General features: G+C 56.4%; 17 protein-coding genes and 1 riboswitch. Of the genes, 12 read left to right on the top strand and 5 right to left on the bottom strand.

What is annotated here, in order from left to right; all coding sequences use genetic code 11:
- The first annotated feature begins 5 nt into the window (after positions 1 to 5).
- A complete protein-coding gene (locus tag ACH3PB_RS05445; protein WP_416398423.1) occupies positions 6 to 2,768 on the top strand; it encodes a response regulator in 2,763 nt (920 codons plus the stop codon).
- A 51-nt stretch (positions 2,769 to 2,819) separates the two neighbouring features.
- On the opposite strand, the gene thiD is transcribed toward ACH3PB_RS05445, so the two are convergent.
- Positions 2,820 to 3,794, bottom strand: coding sequence for a bifunctional hydroxymethylpyrimidine kinase/phosphomethylpyrimidine kinase (gene thiD, locus ACH3PB_RS05440; RefSeq protein ID WP_416398422.1), 975 nt, complete (start codon positions 3,792 to 3,794; stop codon positions 2,820 to 2,822).
- A gap of 37 nt (positions 3,795 to 3,831) precedes the next feature.
- Between thiD and ACH3PB_RS05435 the strand changes: the two genes are divergently transcribed.
- The 3 genes from ACH3PB_RS05435 (at position 3,832) to ACH3PB_RS05425 (ending at position 6,827) form a co-directional block, all read left to right on the top strand.
- The gene (locus ACH3PB_RS05435; RefSeq protein WP_416398421.1) at positions 3,832 to 5,388 is read left to right on the top strand and encodes an amidase family protein; all 1,557 of its coding nucleotides are present in this window, start codon (positions 3,832 to 3,834) and stop codon (positions 5,386 to 5,388) included.
- Positions 5,372 to 6,259 (top strand): inositol monophosphatase family protein, encoded by an 888-nt coding sequence (locus ACH3PB_RS05430; protein WP_416398420.1) that lies wholly within the window; start codon positions 5,372 to 5,374, stop codon positions 6,257 to 6,259. Before ACH3PB_RS05435 ends, ACH3PB_RS05430 begins: the two co-directional genes overlap by 17 nt.
- Positions 6,260 to 6,389: 130 nt before the next feature.
- The gene (locus ACH3PB_RS05425) at positions 6,390 to 6,827 is read left to right on the top strand and encodes a CBS domain-containing protein (RefSeq protein ID WP_416398419.1); all 438 of its coding nucleotides are present in this window, start codon (positions 6,390 to 6,392) and stop codon (positions 6,825 to 6,827) included.
- A gap of 22 nt (positions 6,828 to 6,849) precedes the next feature.
- Here the strand turns inward: ACH3PB_RS05425 and ACH3PB_RS05420 are convergent, their stop codons facing one another.
- Positions 6,850 to 7,887, bottom strand: coding sequence for an aldo/keto reductase (locus ACH3PB_RS05420; RefSeq protein ID WP_416398418.1), 1,038 nt, complete (start codon positions 7,885 to 7,887; stop codon positions 6,850 to 6,852).
- A 239-nt stretch (positions 7,888 to 8,126) separates the two neighbouring features.
- Positions 8,127 to 8,228: riboswitch (glycine riboswitch) on the top strand.
- A 58-nt stretch (positions 8,229 to 8,286) separates the two neighbouring features.
- Here ACH3PB_RS05420 and ACH3PB_RS05415 point away from each other — a divergent pair.
- The 8 genes from ACH3PB_RS05415 (at position 8,287) to ACH3PB_RS05380 (ending at position 14,724) form a co-directional block, all read left to right on the top strand.
- Positions 8,287 to 9,564, top strand: coding sequence for a D-amino acid dehydrogenase (locus ACH3PB_RS05415; protein WP_416398417.1), 1,278 nt, complete (start codon positions 8,287 to 8,289; stop codon positions 9,562 to 9,564).
- The gene (locus ACH3PB_RS05410; RefSeq protein WP_416398416.1) at positions 9,527 to 10,327 is read left to right on the top strand and encodes a substrate-binding periplasmic protein; all 801 of its coding nucleotides are present in this window, start codon (positions 9,527 to 9,529) and stop codon (positions 10,325 to 10,327) included. The genes ACH3PB_RS05415 and ACH3PB_RS05410 overlap by 38 nt, the downstream gene beginning before the upstream one ends.
- Positions 10,328 to 10,704: 377 nt before the next feature.
- A complete protein-coding gene (gene vapB, locus ACH3PB_RS05405; protein ID WP_416398415.1) occupies positions 10,705 to 10,935 on the top strand; it encodes a type II toxin-antitoxin system VapB family antitoxin in 231 nt (76 codons plus the stop codon).
- The gene (gene vapC / locus ACH3PB_RS05400; protein WP_416398414.1) at positions 10,935 to 11,336 is read left to right on the top strand and encodes a type II toxin-antitoxin system tRNA(fMet)-specific endonuclease VapC; all 402 of its coding nucleotides are present in this window, start codon (positions 10,935 to 10,937) and stop codon (positions 11,334 to 11,336) included. The genes vapB and vapC overlap by 1 nt, the downstream gene beginning before the upstream one ends.
- 768 nt (positions 11,337 to 12,104) lie before the next feature.
- Positions 12,105 to 12,509 (top strand): antitoxin Xre/MbcA/ParS toxin-binding domain-containing protein, encoded by a 405-nt coding sequence (locus tag ACH3PB_RS05395; RefSeq protein ID WP_416398413.1) that lies wholly within the window; start codon positions 12,105 to 12,107, stop codon positions 12,507 to 12,509.
- On the top strand, positions 12,509 to 12,979 hold the full coding sequence (locus tag ACH3PB_RS05390) for an RES family NAD+ phosphorylase (protein WP_416398412.1): 471 nt from the start codon (positions 12,509 to 12,511) through the stop codon (positions 12,977 to 12,979). The genes ACH3PB_RS05395 and ACH3PB_RS05390 overlap by 1 nt, the downstream gene beginning before the upstream one ends.
- 120 nt (positions 12,980 to 13,099) lie before the next feature.
- Complete coding sequence (locus tag ACH3PB_RS05385) at positions 13,100 to 14,302, top strand: nucleotide disphospho-sugar-binding domain-containing protein (protein WP_416398411.1); 1,203 nt, start codon at positions 13,100 to 13,102, stop codon at positions 14,300 to 14,302.
- Positions 14,303 to 14,430: 128 nt separating this feature from the next.
- A complete protein-coding gene (locus tag ACH3PB_RS05380; RefSeq protein WP_416398410.1) occupies positions 14,431 to 14,724 on the top strand; it encodes a hypothetical protein in 294 nt (97 codons plus the stop codon).
- 24 nt (positions 14,725 to 14,748) lie between these two features.
- Here the strand turns inward: ACH3PB_RS05380 and ACH3PB_RS05375 are convergent, their stop codons facing one another.
- The 3 genes from ACH3PB_RS05375 to ACH3PB_RS05365 form a co-directional block, all read right to left on the bottom strand.
- Positions 14,749 to 15,762 carry a hypothetical protein gene (locus tag ACH3PB_RS05375; protein WP_416398409.1) on the bottom strand — a complete coding sequence of 338 codons (1,014 nt, stop codon included), beginning with the start codon at positions 15,760 to 15,762 and terminating at the stop codon, positions 14,749 to 14,751.
- Positions 15,763 to 16,067: 305 nt separating this feature from the next.
- On the bottom strand, positions 16,068 to 16,811 hold the full coding sequence (locus tag ACH3PB_RS05370) for a hypothetical protein (protein ID WP_416398408.1): 744 nt from the start codon (positions 16,809 to 16,811) through the stop codon (positions 16,068 to 16,070).
- 12 nt (positions 16,812 to 16,823) lie between these two features.
- Positions 16,824 to 17,213 carry a type II toxin-antitoxin system VapC family toxin gene (locus tag ACH3PB_RS05365; protein WP_416399420.1) on the bottom strand — a complete coding sequence of 130 codons (390 nt, stop codon included), beginning with the start codon at positions 17,211 to 17,213 and terminating at the stop codon, positions 16,824 to 16,826.
- Positions 17,214 to 17,216 lie beyond the last annotated feature (3 nt).

Raw genomic sequence — 17,216 nt, 5'->3', positions numbered from 1 at the left:
GCAAGATGTCTGATATAGATTTTCGAGCAGTATTCAAGGCCATGCCGGGCCATCATTGTCTTCTGAAGCCTGGTCCGGAGGGGCTCGAAATTCTGGCCTGCAGTGATCAGCTTCCAACGCTGAAGGCCTTCGGTGGACAGGACCCGACAGGGCGGCCGCTGGCGGATTTCTTCCACGATGCCCACAGCTTGAAAGACCTTCAGCTCGACCCGGATCAGCCTGTTGAAAAGCTGTCATCAGTGGAACAGGGCCTGGCTCTTTCCAGCAAGACCACGGGGCGTTTGCTGGTTGCCAACAGCAGCATCATCGCGGACGAGAACGGCGCGATGCAGTACGTACTCCTCCGCCTCACCGAGTTTGCTGGCGCAGAGCCGAGCCAGACCGCAGGGCTGAGTATTGAGCAGGAGCGCATGCTGCTGGCCTCAGTGATCGACCGAACCACAGATTTCGTCGGGATTGCCGATTTCAATGCACGCGGCGTACTGATCAATCGCAGCGGCCGCAACCTGCTCGGCATTGCGCAGGATTTCGACGTTTCAGAAATCACGCTGTTCGACATTTTCTCGCCCGCCGAACACCAACTGATCCGGGACGAAGCCATCCCCTCACTGCTGTGCGACGGCTACTACAATCGCGACATGACGCTGCAGCATCTGACGACCGGCGAAAATGTGCCCATCGAACTGTTCGCATTCCGTATCGACGACCCCGTAACTGGCGAGCCTTTATACCTGGCCACCATCAGCCGCGACCGCCGGGAGCGTCTGAAAATCGACGAGGCCACGCAGAACGAATATCGTACCCGTCTGTTCGATGCGGCGCTCTCGAATCTGACCAATCACGTCTACGTTCTCAATACCGACGGCAGCTTCCGCTATATCAACCTCGCGCTACTGAAGGCACTGGGCACCACATTCGAGCACGCCGTAGGCAAGACTTTCAGTCAACTGGACTACCCTGCAACGCTGGCCAACCGCCTCATGCGTCAGGTAAAGCAGGTCATCGACACCCGCAAACCATTAGTCGACCGCACCACGTTCAGGACGGCCACAGCCGGCACACGCTTGTTCGAATACACCTGGGTACCCGTGTTCGCAGCAGATGGTCGCGTCGAAGCCATCGCCGGTTCGAGTTATGACATAACCGCCCAGGCACAAATCGAGGAACAGCTTGAAGGTGCCACCAAGGCATCGGAACGGGCCAACATGGCCAAGAGCGAGTTTCTTGCCAACATGAGTCATGAAATTCGCACCCCGATGACGGCCATTCTCGGCTTTGCGGACATCCTGGCAAGTCATCTCAGTGATCCCGATGATCTTTCGGCAGTGGAAACAATTCGTCGCAACGGTCGGCATCTGCTGGACATCATCAACGACATACTTGACCTGTCCCGAATCGAGGCCGGCCGTCTCACCGTTCGCAACGATCCAGTCGCCATCGGTGCACTGATCGATGACGTTCACACGCTGATGTCTGTGAGTGCCAGCAAGAAGCGATTACCGCTCAACGTGAAATATCCGAAGCTGCTGCCGGCTCAGATATCCACCGATGAAAAGCGTGTTCGTCAAATTCTCATCAACCTCATCGGCAATGCGGTGAAATTTACCGAAACCGGCAGCGTCTCCTTGAAGGTCGTGCTCGAACAGGGCGAACAACCGGCACTTTTCTTCGAGGTTTCCGATACCGGCATCGGCCTCAGCGCACAGTTCATGAACAGTGTATTCGAGCCTTTCAGTCAGGCGGATACTTCACATAGCCGCAGCTACGAAGGCTCGGGGCTTGGCCTGCCGATCAGTCAGCGACTCGCCAATCTTCTCGGCGGCGTCATCACTGGCGAAAGTCGACCTGGACGCGGCAGCACCTTCCGATTTCGCCTGCCGATCGAGCGATCGGCGATGGAAAACCTCAAGCCACCACAGAAGGCAAAGAAGCCGAACAAGCCACCGGCAGAAATTCCAGAATTGCGTTGCCGTGTTCTGGTCGTGGACGACCGTCACGACATCCGCTTTCTGGCCCAGCATGTCCTGGAGGAGGCCGGCGCACGTGTTGCGACCGCCTCGGATGGGCTTGAAGCCTTGTCAGTGGTGCAGCAGGCCAGTCTGGAGCGACTGAATTTCGACATCATCCTCATGGATATGCAGATGCCCGTCATGGACGGCTACGAAGCCGTGACCCGCCTGCGCAAGCTTGGCTTCACCAAGCCGATACTCGCCCTTACGGCTGCTGCTATGCAGACCGACAGGGATCGCTGCCTCACTGCAGGATGTACGGGTTATTTAAGCAAGCCCGTCGAATCACAGCACTTGCTGGCGATGGTGGCCTATCACATCGGCGTTGGACCCGCGCCCGAGCCGTCGTCTCATGTGCCCGAGCTGCTACCACCAGGGCTGCCGCAGGTGGCTGAAACAACTGTCACGGAGAAACCGAGAATACTGCTGGTCGAAGACAGTGCAGACGCCCGGGAAGCGACCGCGATGCTGCTACGCGCGGCCGGCTTTAGCGTCGATGAAGCGGAAACCGGCGCGAGTGCAGTCGAACAGGCCGCAGCGGCGCCTCACGACATCGTGCTGCTCGACCTCGGACTGCCGGACATGGACGGCTATGATGTGGCGAAGCAGCTCTCCAGCGAGGATTTCCCTTTCAGCGGCCGCATCTTTGCGATGTCAGGACGTGTAGAAGACCCTGACGAAAGCAGGCGCTCAGGCATCCATCATCACCTGCTAAAGCCGGTAAGCTGGCACGATCTACGCGATCTGCTCACGAAGTGACGCCGTCCAAAGTGACGGCGTCGAAGTGATCGCGTCAGATCCACCCTCGCTTCAGCGCTGCTGCCGCAGCATCGCGTAAAAATGATGAACCGGCCCATGGCCTGAGCCGATGTGCAGCTGATCCGCCGCAGCGATGGCTCCATGCAAATAGTCGCGGGCCGCGGCTACCGCCTGCTTCAGCTCGTCACCAAGCGCAAGACGGGCCGCGATCGCCGCCGAGAGCGTACACCCGGTACCATGGGTGTTACTGGTCGCGATTCGCTTCGAGCTGAACAGCGTTGCCTCCTGGCACTCGACCAGCACATCGATGACCGGCAGTTCGGCATCGGCCGGCAGATTTGAACTGTAGTCGGTGAGATGTCCGCCCTTCAGCAATACGGGCACACCAATTTCTGCGGCGAGTGCTCGAGCAATGACCTCGAGCTGGGCGGCCAATTGGGGCACAGTGGTCGCCGAGCCAAGTGGAATCTCCAGTTCCTGCGCTCGCTCAGGATCAGATGCTGCCAGCAATGTGAGCGCTTCGGGCAAATTTGGTGTCACCAGTGTCGCGAGCGGCAGGAGCTGCGCCATCATTGCCGATACCGCATCGCTGGCCAGCAACATGTCGCCGCTCTTGGCCACCATCACCGGATCGACAATCAGCGGCACGTCCGCATGCACATCAAGAAAGCGCCGAAGTCCGTCGGCAACTGTTGCAACGACGGCAGCACGCCCAAGCATGCCGGTCTTGATCGCCCTCACATCAAGGTCGTCGAACACAGCGGCCATCTGGGCTTGTATATGCGCCTGTGGCAGATCGTGGATATCGGTGACTGCGCGGGTATTCTGCGCGGTCGTAGCCGTCAGTACGGAGGCTCCATATACGCCGAGCGCCGAGAAGGACTTGATGTCTGCCTGTATGCCCGCGCCACCGCCGCTATCTGAGCCCGCGATCGTTAACGCAACTGGCATGGCCAGCTGAGCGCTTTGCTCAGTGTGATGCGCCTGATTGCGCTTTACACTCGAAACGTCTTTTCCTGAAGACACTGCGTACTCCTATTCATCTAAGCGGGAATGGCACGATATGGCAGCACATGAAGTGAAGCTTTTCACCAAGGATGCACTGGGCACGGATGACTGTACAGACCTGCTCGAGCGACTGGCGGCTGGCAGCCTCAGCGCGGCTGAGCTCTTCGTTGCCGCACACGAGCGGCTTGCTTTGGCGGAAGACCTGCATGCCGCCACATGTCCAGTCCCCCTGCCGACCGATCTCGATGAGCATACCCTGCCCTTCGCCATCAAGGACAATACGAATGTGGCCGGCCTGCCGACGACTCATGGCAGTATCGCCTTCAGCGGCACACCAGCGCGACACAACGCGCCCATCGTCGATGAATTTGCGACCACAGGCTTTCGGCCCATCGCCAAGACGACCCTGCCTGAATTCGGGCTCACGGCCACGACAGAATACAGTCAGACCACTGGTGTGGATGAGATTGTCCGCGGGCATACCGCCAACCCCTGGCATACCAGCTATATTGCCGGCGGCTCGTCGGGCGGCAGCGCTGCGCTGGTCGCAGCTGGGGTGGTGCCGGCTGCCCATGCCAACGATGGTGGCGGCTCGATTCGCATACCCGCGGCCTGTTGCGGCCTCGTTGGCCTGAAGCCTTCCCTGGGGCGACTGCCGCTGCCCTATCTGGCGAAGAACCTGCCTTTGCAGATCGTAACCGAAGGCATCCTGACGCGCTCGGTGCGTGACACCGCGCTGGTGTTTGCCGCGCTGGAGCGGCGTACTTCCATGGCGAAGGTACTCGCTCAGGCAGATGAGCAGCAGCTCAGCCGGCACGGCGACCCGAGACACGGCGTCGACCTCGGTCTCAAGGCGATAGGTCATGTGTCGGCCCCCATCGGCAGACGCCTGCGCATTGCCATGTTCACCCGCCGGCCTGACGGTGAACAGGCCGATGACGCCTGCGTAGACAGCGTTCAGGACATGGTCACTGCCTGTCGCAAACTCGGTCACCGGGTCAGCCATATCGACAATCCCGCCACTGCCGCGTTCGGGCATAATTTTCTACTGTACTGGTCGATGCTGGCCGCATCCGTGCGCCTGGCCGGTACCACGCCGGTTCGACTGCTGAACGGGCAACGCAATCCGCTACAGATGCCTGACTTCAGTGCCAATCGACTGGAGCCCATGACGAACGCGCTGGCCCTGCACTTCATGCGACGTTTCTGGAAGCTACCGGCCAGCATGCGATCGCTGCGCCAGTTTGCCCTCAACTATCGTCGCCTGTTCAAGGACTATGACGTGCTGCTTTGCCCCACCCTCGGCCAGGTGGTACCAAAAGCAGGGCACCTGGCACCAAACCTGCCCTTCGCCACGCTAGAGAGCCGGCTGCGCAAGTTCGCATGCTTTACACCGGCTGATAATATCGCAGGTACGCCGGCCATCTCCCTGCCCATTTCACTGGATCAGAATGGCCTGCCGGTAGGCGTGCAGTTCTCTGCAGAACTCGGCCATGAGGGTGATTTACTGGCACTGGCAGCGGAGCTCGAGGCCAGCGGCGCCCTGCTTGAAAACACACCCAGACTGGCCCCTGCCACGCAACAGAGGAGCAACCGTGCACATATTTCCTGAATCACTGCCACTCGAAGCAGATCTGGCCCGTAGCCAGTGGCGACCACAACTCGAACTGGCCTGGGCCGCGGCCCGGGCAGCCGGAGAAGAAATCGTCGACGTCCGTGAAAACGGCGAACTGAGTCTCGACACAAAGGACCATATGGAATTGGTCACCTCGGCCGATATCGCCGCTGACAAGCTGATCGTGAGCATGATTCGTGAACGCTTTCCCGATCACGCCATTCTCAGCGAAGAAACGCATAACGATGTCGAGAGCCTAAGCGGCCTCGATGCGCCAACATGGATCATCGACCCCATCGACGGCACCGTCAACTACGCCTATGGTCACTTTCAGAGTGCCGTTTCGATAGGCTTCGCCGAAGGCGGCGAACTCCGCGCAGCGGTAGTCTATGCACCCTTCCTGCGCGAAGTCTTTTATGCCTGCGAAAAAGGTGGGGCTTACCTGCTGAAGCGAGGTCTGGATAACGAGCTGAGCAACCGGCGAATCAGCGTCAGCGACAAGACAGATTTGTCACGATCGCTCATTGCCACTGGATTCCCCTACGATCAGCGCAATATCGAACCCATCATGCGGCGTTTGTCCGCTGTCGCCACACACTGCGGCGGTCTGCGGCGCCTGGGCTCTGCGGCACTAGATATCTGCTGGGTAGCCTGCGGGCGCTTCGATGCGTATTACGAGTCCATCAAACCCTGGGACTATGCCGCAGGCCTGTTGATCCTGACCGAAGCTGGTGGACGCAGTGGTTTTCACGAAGCTCCGCCGCCTGGCAAGTGTGAGCTTCTGCATGGTGATCATCGGCTCATGAGCACACCTGCATTGTTCGATGCCATGCAACGGTTGCTGCAGGCTTCAGCGTCGAGTGCCTGATACCGCTCAAGATCGAGTACATGAGGCCCGAAATTCCGTATAGTAGGGAAAGGCCGATTGGAACAAGCCGAGGCATCGAGCCGAAACCGTTTAATCAACCCGGACGCGTATAACGGAAGGAGCACAGACCATGGTTGAGGATACACTCAAAGTCGAAGACTGCATGTCGCGACAATATGTTGCCTTCAAGGCCACTATGCCGGTGATAGAAGCAGCCAATCTCTTATGTGAGAACGAGCTGCTCGGCGGGCCGGTAGTCGACAAGGACGGGCGCCTGGAGGGCTGGATATCCGAGCAGGATTGTCTGAACGCGGTGAACCAGGTGTTTTACTTCGATGAGCAGAGCGCGACGGTTGCAGACGTGATGCGTACCGACGTGCTTACCGTAAAGCGGGACCTGTCACTGAACGACCTGGCCTCGCAAATGTGCGCTCACAAACCGAAGATCTACCCGGTCGTCGACGATCACGGCCAGGTGCTCGGTGTCGTGTCAAGGCGACGCATTCTGAAGAAAATGTGTCATCAGATCGTCAACAAGAAAAAGGTGCCGGCCCAGCATACCGCCTGAGAAGCACCTTTTCAGGCCTGGCTCAGTACGGCATCGGATGTCGACGATACACGTCAGCGATGTCGTCCAGCACTGCCTCGCTCAGCGTCACATCAGCAGAGGCGATGTTAGTCTTCAGCTGAGCCATAGTAGTCGCGCCGATGATATTCGACGTCACGAAAGGGCGGCTGGTTACGAAAGCCAGCGCCATCTGGCATACATCCAGACCGTGTTTCTCCGCCACCTGCATGTACTGGTTCACCGCCTCATGGGCCGGGGGATTATCTCTCGGCGGTTTTTCCAGCAGGGTCCAGCGACTGCCAGCGGGACGCTGACCATTGCGATATTTCCCGGACAGCATGCCCGAGGCGAGCGGTGACCAGGCCAGCAGTCCGCAGTTTTCAGCCATGCTCGCTTCGACCAGGTCAGGCTCGAACAGACGACAGAGCAAGCTGTATTCGTTCTGGATCGAGACCATCCTCGGCAGCTGGCGCGCTTCGGCCAGCTGCAGGTACTGCATCATGCCCCAGGCGCTTTCGTTGCTGAGCCCTACATGGCGAATCCTCCCGGCCTTGATCTCCTCCCCCAGAGTCTCCAGCACCTCAACGAAATTGGCGATAACCTCTTCCCGCTCGAACCCAGGCGTAAAGTCCCACTGGCGACCGAAGTGATACGAGCCGCGGTTCGGCCAGTGCAGCTGATACAGGTCGATATAATCGGTCTGCAGGCGCTCGAGGCTCTCATCCAGCGCAGCCTTGATATTGGGCCGGTCGATCGTCGCGCTCTTGCCACGAATCCAGGCGGGCCCGGGTCCGGCCACCTTGCTCGCCAGAATGATGTCCTTGCGGCGGCCAGTCTTCTTCAGCCATGTGCCGATAATCTCTTCCGTTCGGCCGTAGGTCTCGGCACGTGGCGGCACCGCGTACATCTCTGCGGTATCGAGGAAATTGATCCCCTGCGATAGCGCATAGTCGATCTGCTCGTGGCCCTCGGCTTCGGTATTCTGCTCACCCCAGGTCATCGTGCCCAGACACAGCGCACTGACTTCGATATCGGTTCGGCCCAGACGGCGATATTCCATTTCACTTCCTCACAGACGTTGTTTTCATTCACTACTTTCTTACGAGAGCAGGCTGGTATGTATCAATATCACACATAGCCACGGATGACCGCTGGTTCGAAGAGTGCTAAGATTAACATTCGATGATACGTGGTATGGGAGAGTGTTCTGCAAGTGATCGATCAATTGATCGGGCAACTGCAGGAACGCCGAAGGCGCAACCGGCTCGGAATCGCTCAGGCAAAGTGGACCATGGCAACGGCATCGGCTCTGGAGAGTGTCATGCTCAGTTGAAGACACACCGAAGGGGTAGGTCTGCGCCCGCAGACTAAACTCTCAGGTCACCGGACAGAGGAGCCCAAACAGGCAGACGCACTTGCCTGCTTTCATCTTTTGAAGTGAATCCGGAGCTTCTCTCATATGTATGATTCAATCGTTCTCGGCGCAGGCATTGTCGGCGTCAACACCGCATACTGGCTTGCCCGCAAGGGTCACAAGACATTGGTCGTCGACCGTCAGCCTGGGCCAGCCCTCGAAACCTCATTTGCCAACGGCGGACAGATTTCCGTGTCCCACGCCGAACCCTGGGCGAATCCGTCTGCACCACTGAAAGTGCTACAGTGGTTGCTCAAGCCCGATGCCCCCCTGCTGTTCAGACCGCGTATGGATCCACATCAGTGGCAGTGGCTGGTCAGCTGGCTGTATGAGTGCCTGCCAGCGCGCAGCCGCAAAAACACCGTCGATATTGTCAAGCTGGCGACCTTCTCCAGAGACATGCTGCAGCAGGTCCGTGCACGGCATGACCTGCAGTATGAGCAGAAGACTCAGGGCATCCTGCACTTCTATCGTGACCAGAAGGAATATGACAGCGCCATTCCCGTTGCCGATCTGATGCGCGAGTACGGCTGTAATCGCCGCGTCGTCAGCAAGGAGGAGGTGCTCGAAATTGAACCGACGCTGAAGCACATCAAGGACGATATCGTCGGTGCGACCTATACCGCCGAAGACGAATCCGGTAACGCGCAACTCTATACCACCCTCCTGGCCGACGTGGCTGCAGGTATGGGTACCGAGTTCGCTTACAGCTCCGAGATCATGCGCCTTGAGAAATTCAACGACAGTAAGGGCGAAAGCGTCCGTGTCGTCATCCGTCGCCGCGGCAAGGAAGAAATACTCGAGGCCCGTAATGTCGTGGTCTGCATGGGTAGCTTCTCACCGCAGCTGCTGCGCCCGCTCGGCATCAATCTCAATATTTATCCCGCCAAGGGCTATTCCATCACTGTTCCGCTGGAGAACCCAGACGAAGCCACCACCACCAGTCTCACCGATGATCAGTTCAAACTGGTCTATAGCCGGCTTGGCAATAAGCTCCGCGTCGCCGGCACCGCTGAACTTTCTGGTTACGACCAGAATGTCGTGAAGCATCGCTGTGAAGCCATCGTCAACAATGTCCGCAAGGTCTTTCCGCTGGCCGGTGGCTACGATCAGGCTCAGTTCTGGGCCGGTCTACGCCCGACCACGCCATCAAACATGCCGTACCTCGGGCAAACCCGATACAAGAACCTGTGGCTGAACACCGGCCACGGCACGCTGGGTTGGACCATGGGCTGCGGCAGCGGCAAAGTGGTGGCCGACCTGATCAGTGAAGGCCGGAGCGATTATGCTGACTTCAAGGTGGATGGTCTGTCCATGGCGTAAGGTGCTGGCGGGTGTCTGCACCCGCCACACCCTCGGTCTCTGGCTGCTATTCGGTGCGCCCGCGCTCGCTGCTGAAGAGGCGCGCCGTCAGCTTGTCTGCTCCAGCACTGTCTACCAGCCCTACGTAATTCAGGACGCACAGGGCATCCGCGGCATCGATGTCGATGTCGTTCGGGAAATTGGTCGACGTCTGGATATCGATATTGAAATCAGGCTGAAGCCATGGACACGGCTGGAAAAGGAACTCGCCAATGGCAAGCAGGACTGCGTATTTTCGTACTTTCACAGCCCTGAACGCGAGGCATTTGCCTACTTCACCGGCGTGCCAATGCATATCACCGAATACACCGTTTTCCTGAAGTCGCCAACCCAAATAGCGTTCGACGATCTTACTTTTCTCTATGGTAGACGCATCGGTGTCAACCGGGGTTTCAAGACCACGGACGCCTTCGAAGCAGCGCGAAAGGCCGGGCATATCGACATCGAACCGGTCACCGAAGATACACAGAGCTTTCGCATGCTAATGCTGGGCCGCGTGGACGGTGTGCTGACTAACGCCGATGTTGGGCGCTATATCATCGGCCAGCTCGATATCGAAGATGTGGTAGCGCTGGCGCCGCCACTCACGACACAAGCGGCCTACCTGGTCTTGCGTCGCGCACCGGAACTGGAAGATCTCGTTGAGCGCTTCAACTGGGCGCTGTTTGAAATTCTTCGGGATGGGACGTATCGGGAGATTCAGGGGCGGTATGGTTTACAGTAGTGGAGGTTATCGAAAGTTTTAATGGTGCATGGATATGAATACTTGACCGCCAGCGAACTGAAATCGCAAGGCGTCACTGCGGTTGAGGCACTATCGCAGGCTGAAGAAGGCGTCCTTATTTCAGTACGCGGTGAGAATCGCTATGTGATGATGAGTCTGGAAAGGTATGCGAACTTTCGGGAATACGGTTGTCGCTTTGCAAGATGCCAGAGCTACCCATACGCTGCTTCTTGAATTCGAGAAAAATACTGTCCTTACTGACTAAAGCGCGCATTCCAAGCGGATCAGATCAACAAGGATATACCATTGACATATCCCACCACAGAATTTAGCATGGGATATACGTCAGGGATATGTCAAAAGAGTGCAATACATTTATGGAACGAGCAAATCTTTTTAAGAGTAATAAAAGCCAGGCGTTACGGCTTCCAAAACCCGTAGCTTACCCTGATACCGTAAAACAAGTGGATATTGTCGTTCTAGGACGAGCCCGCATCATCACCCCAGCTGGAGAATCCTGGGATACCTGGTTCGACGGTGAGGGTGTCTCTGATGATTTTATGACGAGCCGCGATCAACCCCCTCATCAAGAGCGTGAAACGTTTTAATGTTGAAGTACATGCTCGACACCAACATCGCCATCTACACCATCAAGAACAAGCCGAGTGAAGTACGCGAAGCATTTAAGGCACACGATGGCCAAATGTGTATTTCAGCGATATCACTCATGGAGCTCATATATGGCGCGGAGGCATCCGCCGCCGTGGATCGAAACCTGCGGGACATTGAAGGCTTCGCAGCCCGTGTCGAGGTTCTGCAGTACGATAATGACGCCGCCGTTCATACGGGACAGCTCCGGGCCGAATTGAAGAAAATAGGCCGACCCATTGGCCCGTATGACGAAATGATTGCTGGACACGCCCGGTCACAAGGCTTGGTAGTCGTCACGAACAACATGAAGCAATTCGAATACGTGCCGGGGATTCGCTTGGTCAACTGGGTCCACTGATGATCGACGTACTGGTGCCGGTCAGATGAACCGTCAACTCTGCTGGCTCAACAAATTGAGGCGCAGTCCGGGCTTCTCAACGGTATAAACACCGCTCATTCCAACCTGATCAAACCTACTCACGGCCTGAACAGTCGCCACCAGAGCGTGCTGCTGTGACTTGACGAACAATCAGTGACCCTGGCTAATCAGCCAGAGTCTCCGGCGGCACACGCGCCGGAACCAGTCTGGTCACGGCGCGCGTGCGCGCCTGCTATTCACATGAGGTGCTTCTTGGCCACGGGATGGCTATGCACCTTTGCCAGCCGTCTCGTACGAAGATGATGAAGCCTTCATCCATGTCTAGAAAATCGATGACTTCAAAGAAACGGAAGGAACGTGATTTGGACTGGTTCAGCAGCTGGCTTATATAGTGTCGAGACGACCCAGTGAAAACCGACTTAACCCGCCCCTGCCGCTTGTCCAGCATCGTTCGCAGCGTATAAGGAAGTGGATCGAACTCGGCCGTGTTATATGCAGAAACAGCACTAAATTGCATACATATACACAAACTGCATACTCGTGTGTACTCGCTAAGGAACTGAATTGCTAGAAAAGGAGGGAGAGCATATACTGTCCATATAGACTTTTCAGGAGGCTCATATGGTTTATTCGCTTACAGTAGTTCCCAAGAGAGGATTAGCCCCTCTGAGGCGCAAGCTCGGGAAGCAGGCGAAAGAACTGAGCGCGGACGCGGGAAGCCCGCGCTCTTTCTCGTCAAGACGTCTCGTGTTGGAAGTTCTCGGCATTCAAAGCGAGGATCACAAGGCGATGCTGGCTCGTGTGAGAGCAGGATTACCCTCTACCGTGGTGAAAGTGCTTGAAACTGCCTACGGCTGTAGCCAAGCGGCCATTGCCGACTGCTTGCTCATCCCCCTATCCACGCTTCGGCGACGCTTGAAGAAGGCTGAGCGGCTCAACGTCGATGAGTCAGATCGGGTGGTTCGACTGGCGCGGATAAAAGATCTTACCGTGGACATGATGCAAGGCGATGACGAAGCAGCCATCGAATGGTTGCGCACGCCTCGTGAGATCCTTGGCGGCGAGTCGCCTATGGAGCATGCCAGTACCGAATTCGGTGGCCGAGCGGTTGAGGACCTGATTGGTCGGATTCGACACGGGGTATTCAGTTGATGCTGACCGGTTGGCGAATCGCACAGCCGGAATTTGCACGTAGTCCTGATCAAATGCTCTCTGGCGAAGGCGCATATTTGTTCGGTGGGCGCTGGAATAGCAAGGGCGTTCGGGTCGTTTATCTCGGAACAAGCCTTGCCCAGGCGGCCATGGAATTGCTTGTCCATATTGATCGGCCAGCTCTCCTCGCCGACTATCACAAACTCAGCGTGTCGTTTAACGAGGCGCATGTGAGCCATATAGACATTCTGGATCTACCTGACGACTGGGCAGAACCAACAATGGCCTCTTCCGTGCGACAGGTGGGTGACCGCTGGGTGCACGAAGGGTCGTCGCTAGTACTTCAAGTCCCCAGCGCCTGCGTGGGTGAAGAGTATAATTTCCTTCTGAATCCAACACACAGTGACTTTCGCTTCATTCAGATTGGCGAAATTTCCAAGTTTCGGTACGACCCGCGGTTACAGAAGTAAGGTTGCGCCTGGCAAATCCCTGAGGTCAGGACATCGCTCTGGCTACCAGCGCTCAGCCGCTATACTGCCTTTGGAGCACCTTCGTTTCTCCACAGTCACTCATCAAATTCTTTGGAGCTTATGTCGCATATTCTGGGTATATGGGAATTGGGAGATGATCTCGGGCATCTGCACCGTTTAGCTGAACTGGCCTCGGCATTGACGACGCGCGGACATCAGGTAAGCCTCATCGTCAAGGATCTGTCGCGCGCCGAAATGTTCTTCCGGGAATCTGCGGTGAGGATCTATCAGGCGCCTGTTTGGATACACCGCCCGAGCTCTCCGCGACTGACCAAGACAATGGCTGATATCCTGGCCTACAAGGGCTATGGCGAAGTTGATGGTTTGATGGCGCTGGTGAAGGCCTGGAGAGCACTGCTCGATCTTCTACAGCCGGATCTGATGGTCTTCGATTTCGCGCCAACCGCCATGCTTGCCGCCGGCGATTCCCACGTAGCGAAGATCATCTTTTCCAGCAGTTTCTCATCCCCGACGCCAGGCGTGTCGGGCGTTGACCTGTGTCCCTGGGTCCCAGTAAAACCTGAGGCAGTCGATCAGGCTGAACAGTTTGTCGTGGGCAACATCAATACGGTCGCACGGCAACAAGCCCTACCGCCAGTTCGTTTCGTTGGGGATCTTTTCAGGGGCGCGGAGACATTTCTGGCCGATCTTCCCCTGTTCGACATGTATGGCGACGTTCGTAAAAACGCCACCTACACGGGACCTCCACGAGCATCATCGAGCTTCCAGACCTGCGACTGGGGCAACGCGCCGGGCAAGAAGATTTTTGCCTACCTCAAACCAGGGCGCCCGCATGTGGACACTGCGCTGCACATACTCGCCCACTCCCAAGCCAACGTTCGCGTCTACTATCCCGGGAAGCTGCCCGCAGCGCTCCAGGGTCGACAATCAACAAACTTCAAAGTCAGCGACAAGCCATTCGAGCTCACGGACGTGATGAATACTGCGGATGCAGTCGTCAGCCACGGTGGCGTAGGTGTAGCCTCATCGAGCCTGCTCTCCGGCCTGCCACTGTTGGTTTTGCCGACCCACCTCGAGCAGAAGAACAATGCCATGCAGATTCATCAGGCACATCTGGGGACCTGGATCGCACAGGAGCGAGCAAAGGCCGAGACCGAAAAGATCGTCCAGGCGTTCGTCGACAACACGACATACAGCGCCAACGTAAGCGCCTTCGCAGAAAAGAATGAGAGTATCAGTATGATTAACGCGATCGAACTCGTTGCTGATGCCTGCGACCGAAATCTTGACAGCCGCGCGTGAGGCTAGTGGACGGCGGGGCGGGCGACAATTGTAATAGAATGTGAAATCAGGTGTCGCTTCGTTGTGCAAATAATGGGCAGTTGCTTTAATAAGCTCACTGATTTCACTTCTCTCCGAGGGCAAAAGCGATGATGGCATTGAACGTAATTCAGAATATCATTCAGAACACGTTACCTGGCGCCATCGTTGCCCAGGACACTGCTTTCGACCAGGACGTCAACGGTTCAGCCTCAGCACTGCACATCAGCCACAGCACCTACGAATTCGTCGCCATAGTGGACAAAAACCAGTCGTGTTCACTGATGGCTTCAGAGAATGACTTCTTCGACTGCAAGTTCCAGTTCGAGTCACTGGTAGCTGAAGCGTTCTCTGCACACCTGCTCTCAGCGGTCGACAAAGCCAAGCGATCTTTCGTCGCCTAAGGCATCGCACTCGGCGCCGCCAATCTATCGAATAAAACCGCCGCCTTTCACGTCGTCCTGGCCGTCTCGAATCCAGTCTCTCATGCCAGCATCCTCTATTGCATACTCTGCTGCAGCAGACTTCCAAAGCAGCGGCGGACTATGTTCTCGGAGTCTATGCAGTGCCTTCTGGACGCGTTGCGCAGTCACAGGTTCCCCGGTAGCTTTGCTGTAAACGGCCAATGATTCCTTGCCGCCGACAGCAAACCCGCCGTCCATGGATCCAATTCGCTCCATGATCGCTCTATCCAGCGCTGGCAAGGCGTCCAGTTTGTCACGGTAACTCGCGATACGGTTCTGCCGATGCTCACGACCCGCGGTAATGAGCCTTGCACTGAAGCTTTGCCGCTGATCGATCAGAGGGTTGGCGGCCATACCTATAATTCCGGCCAGAGTTTCCGGCTGGTGGCCAACCAGCTCGAATGTCTTCTCCAATGCATTGATGTCGACAAAATCTATATTAGTCGAGGCCTTGATGCGCTCGGCGATGTGCTCAAGATAAGGCCTCCCGAGCGGCGGTAGAGTAGCTACCGAACAGCCGTAGAACGGCGACGCCGCTTCGTGAACCAACCGCATAAGTTTGTCTCTGTCGGAGCCCGACATGACGATACGGAGATTGGCCTCGCCAAGCGTGTTGATCTGGTCTCTGGCCGATTTCAGGGAAAGCATCAAGCCCATGCCGTCCGGATGGGCCAACGCATGCTGAGCTTCATCGATGATAAGCACCAAAGGCATCTGCACTTGTGCCTGTATGCTGTTAAGTGCAATTGGCAGCTGCTGTTCATCTGTCCATGGGTCCTCTAGCGTGACCTTTGCAAAGCCCGCCAGATTCAGTTCAGCTTTTGTGATCGCACCGCGGGCAAATGAATTTGCGGCCATATGGCTCTGTCGAACGGCCTCCTTGACCACCACTGTAGGATCTCGTGAGGGGTCTGCCCAGAGGTCGGTATAGATTACGAAGGCTTCGTTGCTTAGAAGGGGCGCCAAGTCTTGTCGCAAAAATGTAGTTTTCCCGGTCCTTCGCGGTGCGGATAAGAACACTCCGTTTGCGTTGAAGGTCCACGGGTTTCTCAACATGACATCATCAGCGATTGCTTTTGCCAGTTCGGCTCTTGGAAAATGCAAATATAGTGAAGACATGTCGATCCCTTTCTGATTATACCTCGCCTTTATCCTTTTCAGTTTATATGCAAACCAAACGGGATTAAAGCCGGATAGTCCGGCTAATACTTCAGCGTACAAAACCGGTCGACAAAGCCAAGCGATCTTTCGTCGCCTAAGGCATCGCACTCGGCGCCGCCAATCTATCGGACAGAAAGGCGGCGTATCACTTGTTCAAAATCATCATCAGAAAAAGTGCGCCCATTCACCAGCCTGTTTCGAAAAGTAAAGGTCAGGTTTACCGCGTGGATAGGATGCCCGAAACGGTTTATGAACTGCCCGAGCGTTTCTTCATAACCATCCGAATAAGCAGCAATCAGCACTGGACTCAGCAGGGCCAGGTCCTGGATCAGCGGAACGTTCAGCTGTTGACAAGTCGATGTCAGGAAATGGGTGCCGACATCCGTATGCCGAAATGGCCCCTTCTTCGCCCGGACAATCTGCTGACAGGCATAGCGGTAGAAATCCAGGAACGGATTGTCCTTCTCGAAAACCGAGACGGCGTTATTGACCCTCTCCGAATACACCAGCGCCCCAAATTTCTGCTCGACCCACAGTTCTCTACAGAACAGGAAGCTGTTCGGGAACTGCGTCAGAAACGCGGCGGGCGTTGATATAAACACGTCTGCATCGATCCAGATGAAACGCTCGAAACCCTCCCTCAGGCGTTTATGCGCAATTTCCAGACGTGCAAGATCAGCAATCAGATGGCGCTGGTCGTTAGTCGCTTCACGATACCATTGCGGAGCATGATCGAAGAATTGATCGTCCATGAATTCATAGCTATAGGATCTCGATTGAGCCCATGAGCGAACCGAACCCATGCAGGTGTTCATCCACTCTGGCACTTCGGTGGTGCGGAAGGATTGGAAGACCAATGTTTTCACTTGCCTTTCCTCCTAGCTCAACAGCCAGTTCTCCAACACCACACCCGGATACTTCACGAAATCCTTGGTGTTATTGGTCACGACAATGAGCCCCAGGGAAACGGCATGGGCTGCAATCAACTTATCCAGATGATCTTGCTTGTTCTTCCGTGTCGCCATTCTGATTGGCCCGTAGGCCAGGCCTGCTGCCAGATCGAATGGAACCACCGGTATATCCTCTATCAGACTCTTGAGGCTGGCTTGTTCCCGGACCGGATTTTGTGACGCCGCCACCCCGTATTCCAGCTCTGCGTATGTCACGGCCGATATCACGACATCACCTACATAGCATTGAGCAAAACGTTGTGCGACTTCAGCTGGCTGGGCCTTTGTCAGATAGATGCACATGTTTGTGTCAAGCATGTA

Source organism: Allohahella sp. A8 (assembly GCF_047946665.1).
Taxonomy (GTDB): Bacteria; Pseudomonadota; Gammaproteobacteria; order Pseudomonadales; family Oleiphilaceae; genus Allohahella.
The sequence above is the reverse complement of the archived record's forward strand: the minus strand, read 5'-3'. Positions and strand labels throughout refer to the sequence as shown.

What these genes read in the sequence shown, in the direction of transcription:
- ACH3PB_RS05385 (WP_416398411.1), top strand. Translation starts at nt 13,100, where the DNA reads ATGTCGCATATTCTGGGTATATGGGAATTGGGAGATGATCTCGGGCAT.
- ACH3PB_RS05420 (WP_416398418.1), bottom strand. Translation starts at nt 7,887, where the DNA reads ATGGAATATCGCCGTCTGGGCCGAACCGATATCGAAGTCAGTGCGCTG.
- ACH3PB_RS05415 (WP_416398417.1), top strand. Translation starts at nt 8,287, where the DNA reads ATGTATGATTCAATCGTTCTCGGCGCAGGCATTGTCGGCGTCAACACC.
- ACH3PB_RS05425 (WP_416398419.1), top strand. Translation starts at nt 6,390, where the DNA reads ATGGTTGAGGATACACTCAAAGTCGAAGACTGCATGTCGCGACAATAT.
- vapC (WP_416398414.1), top strand. Translation starts at nt 10,935, where the DNA reads ATGTTGAAGTACATGCTCGACACCAACATCGCCATCTACACCATCAAG.
- ACH3PB_RS05410 (WP_416398416.1), top strand. Translation starts at nt 9,527, where the DNA reads ATGCTGACTTCAAGGTGGATGGTCTGTCCATGGCGTAAGGTGCTGGCG.
- ACH3PB_RS05445 (WP_416398423.1), top strand. Translation starts at nt 6, where the DNA reads ATGTCTGATATAGATTTTCGAGCAGTATTCAAGGCCATGCCGGGCCAT.
- ACH3PB_RS05380 (WP_416398410.1), top strand. Translation starts at nt 14,431, where the DNA reads ATGATGGCATTGAACGTAATTCAGAATATCATTCAGAACACGTTACCT.
- vapB (WP_416398415.1), top strand. Translation starts at nt 10,705, where the DNA reads ATGGAACGAGCAAATCTTTTTAAGAGTAATAAAAGCCAGGCGTTACGG.
- ACH3PB_RS05365 (WP_416399420.1), bottom strand. Translation starts at nt 17,213, where the DNA reads ATGCTTGACACAAACATGTGCATCTATCTGACAAAGGCCCAGCCAGCT.
- ACH3PB_RS05435 (WP_416398421.1), top strand. Translation starts at nt 3,832, where the DNA reads ATGGCAGCACATGAAGTGAAGCTTTTCACCAAGGATGCACTGGGCACG.
- ACH3PB_RS05390 (WP_416398412.1), top strand. Translation starts at nt 12,509, where the DNA reads ATGCTGACCGGTTGGCGAATCGCACAGCCGGAATTTGCACGTAGTCCT.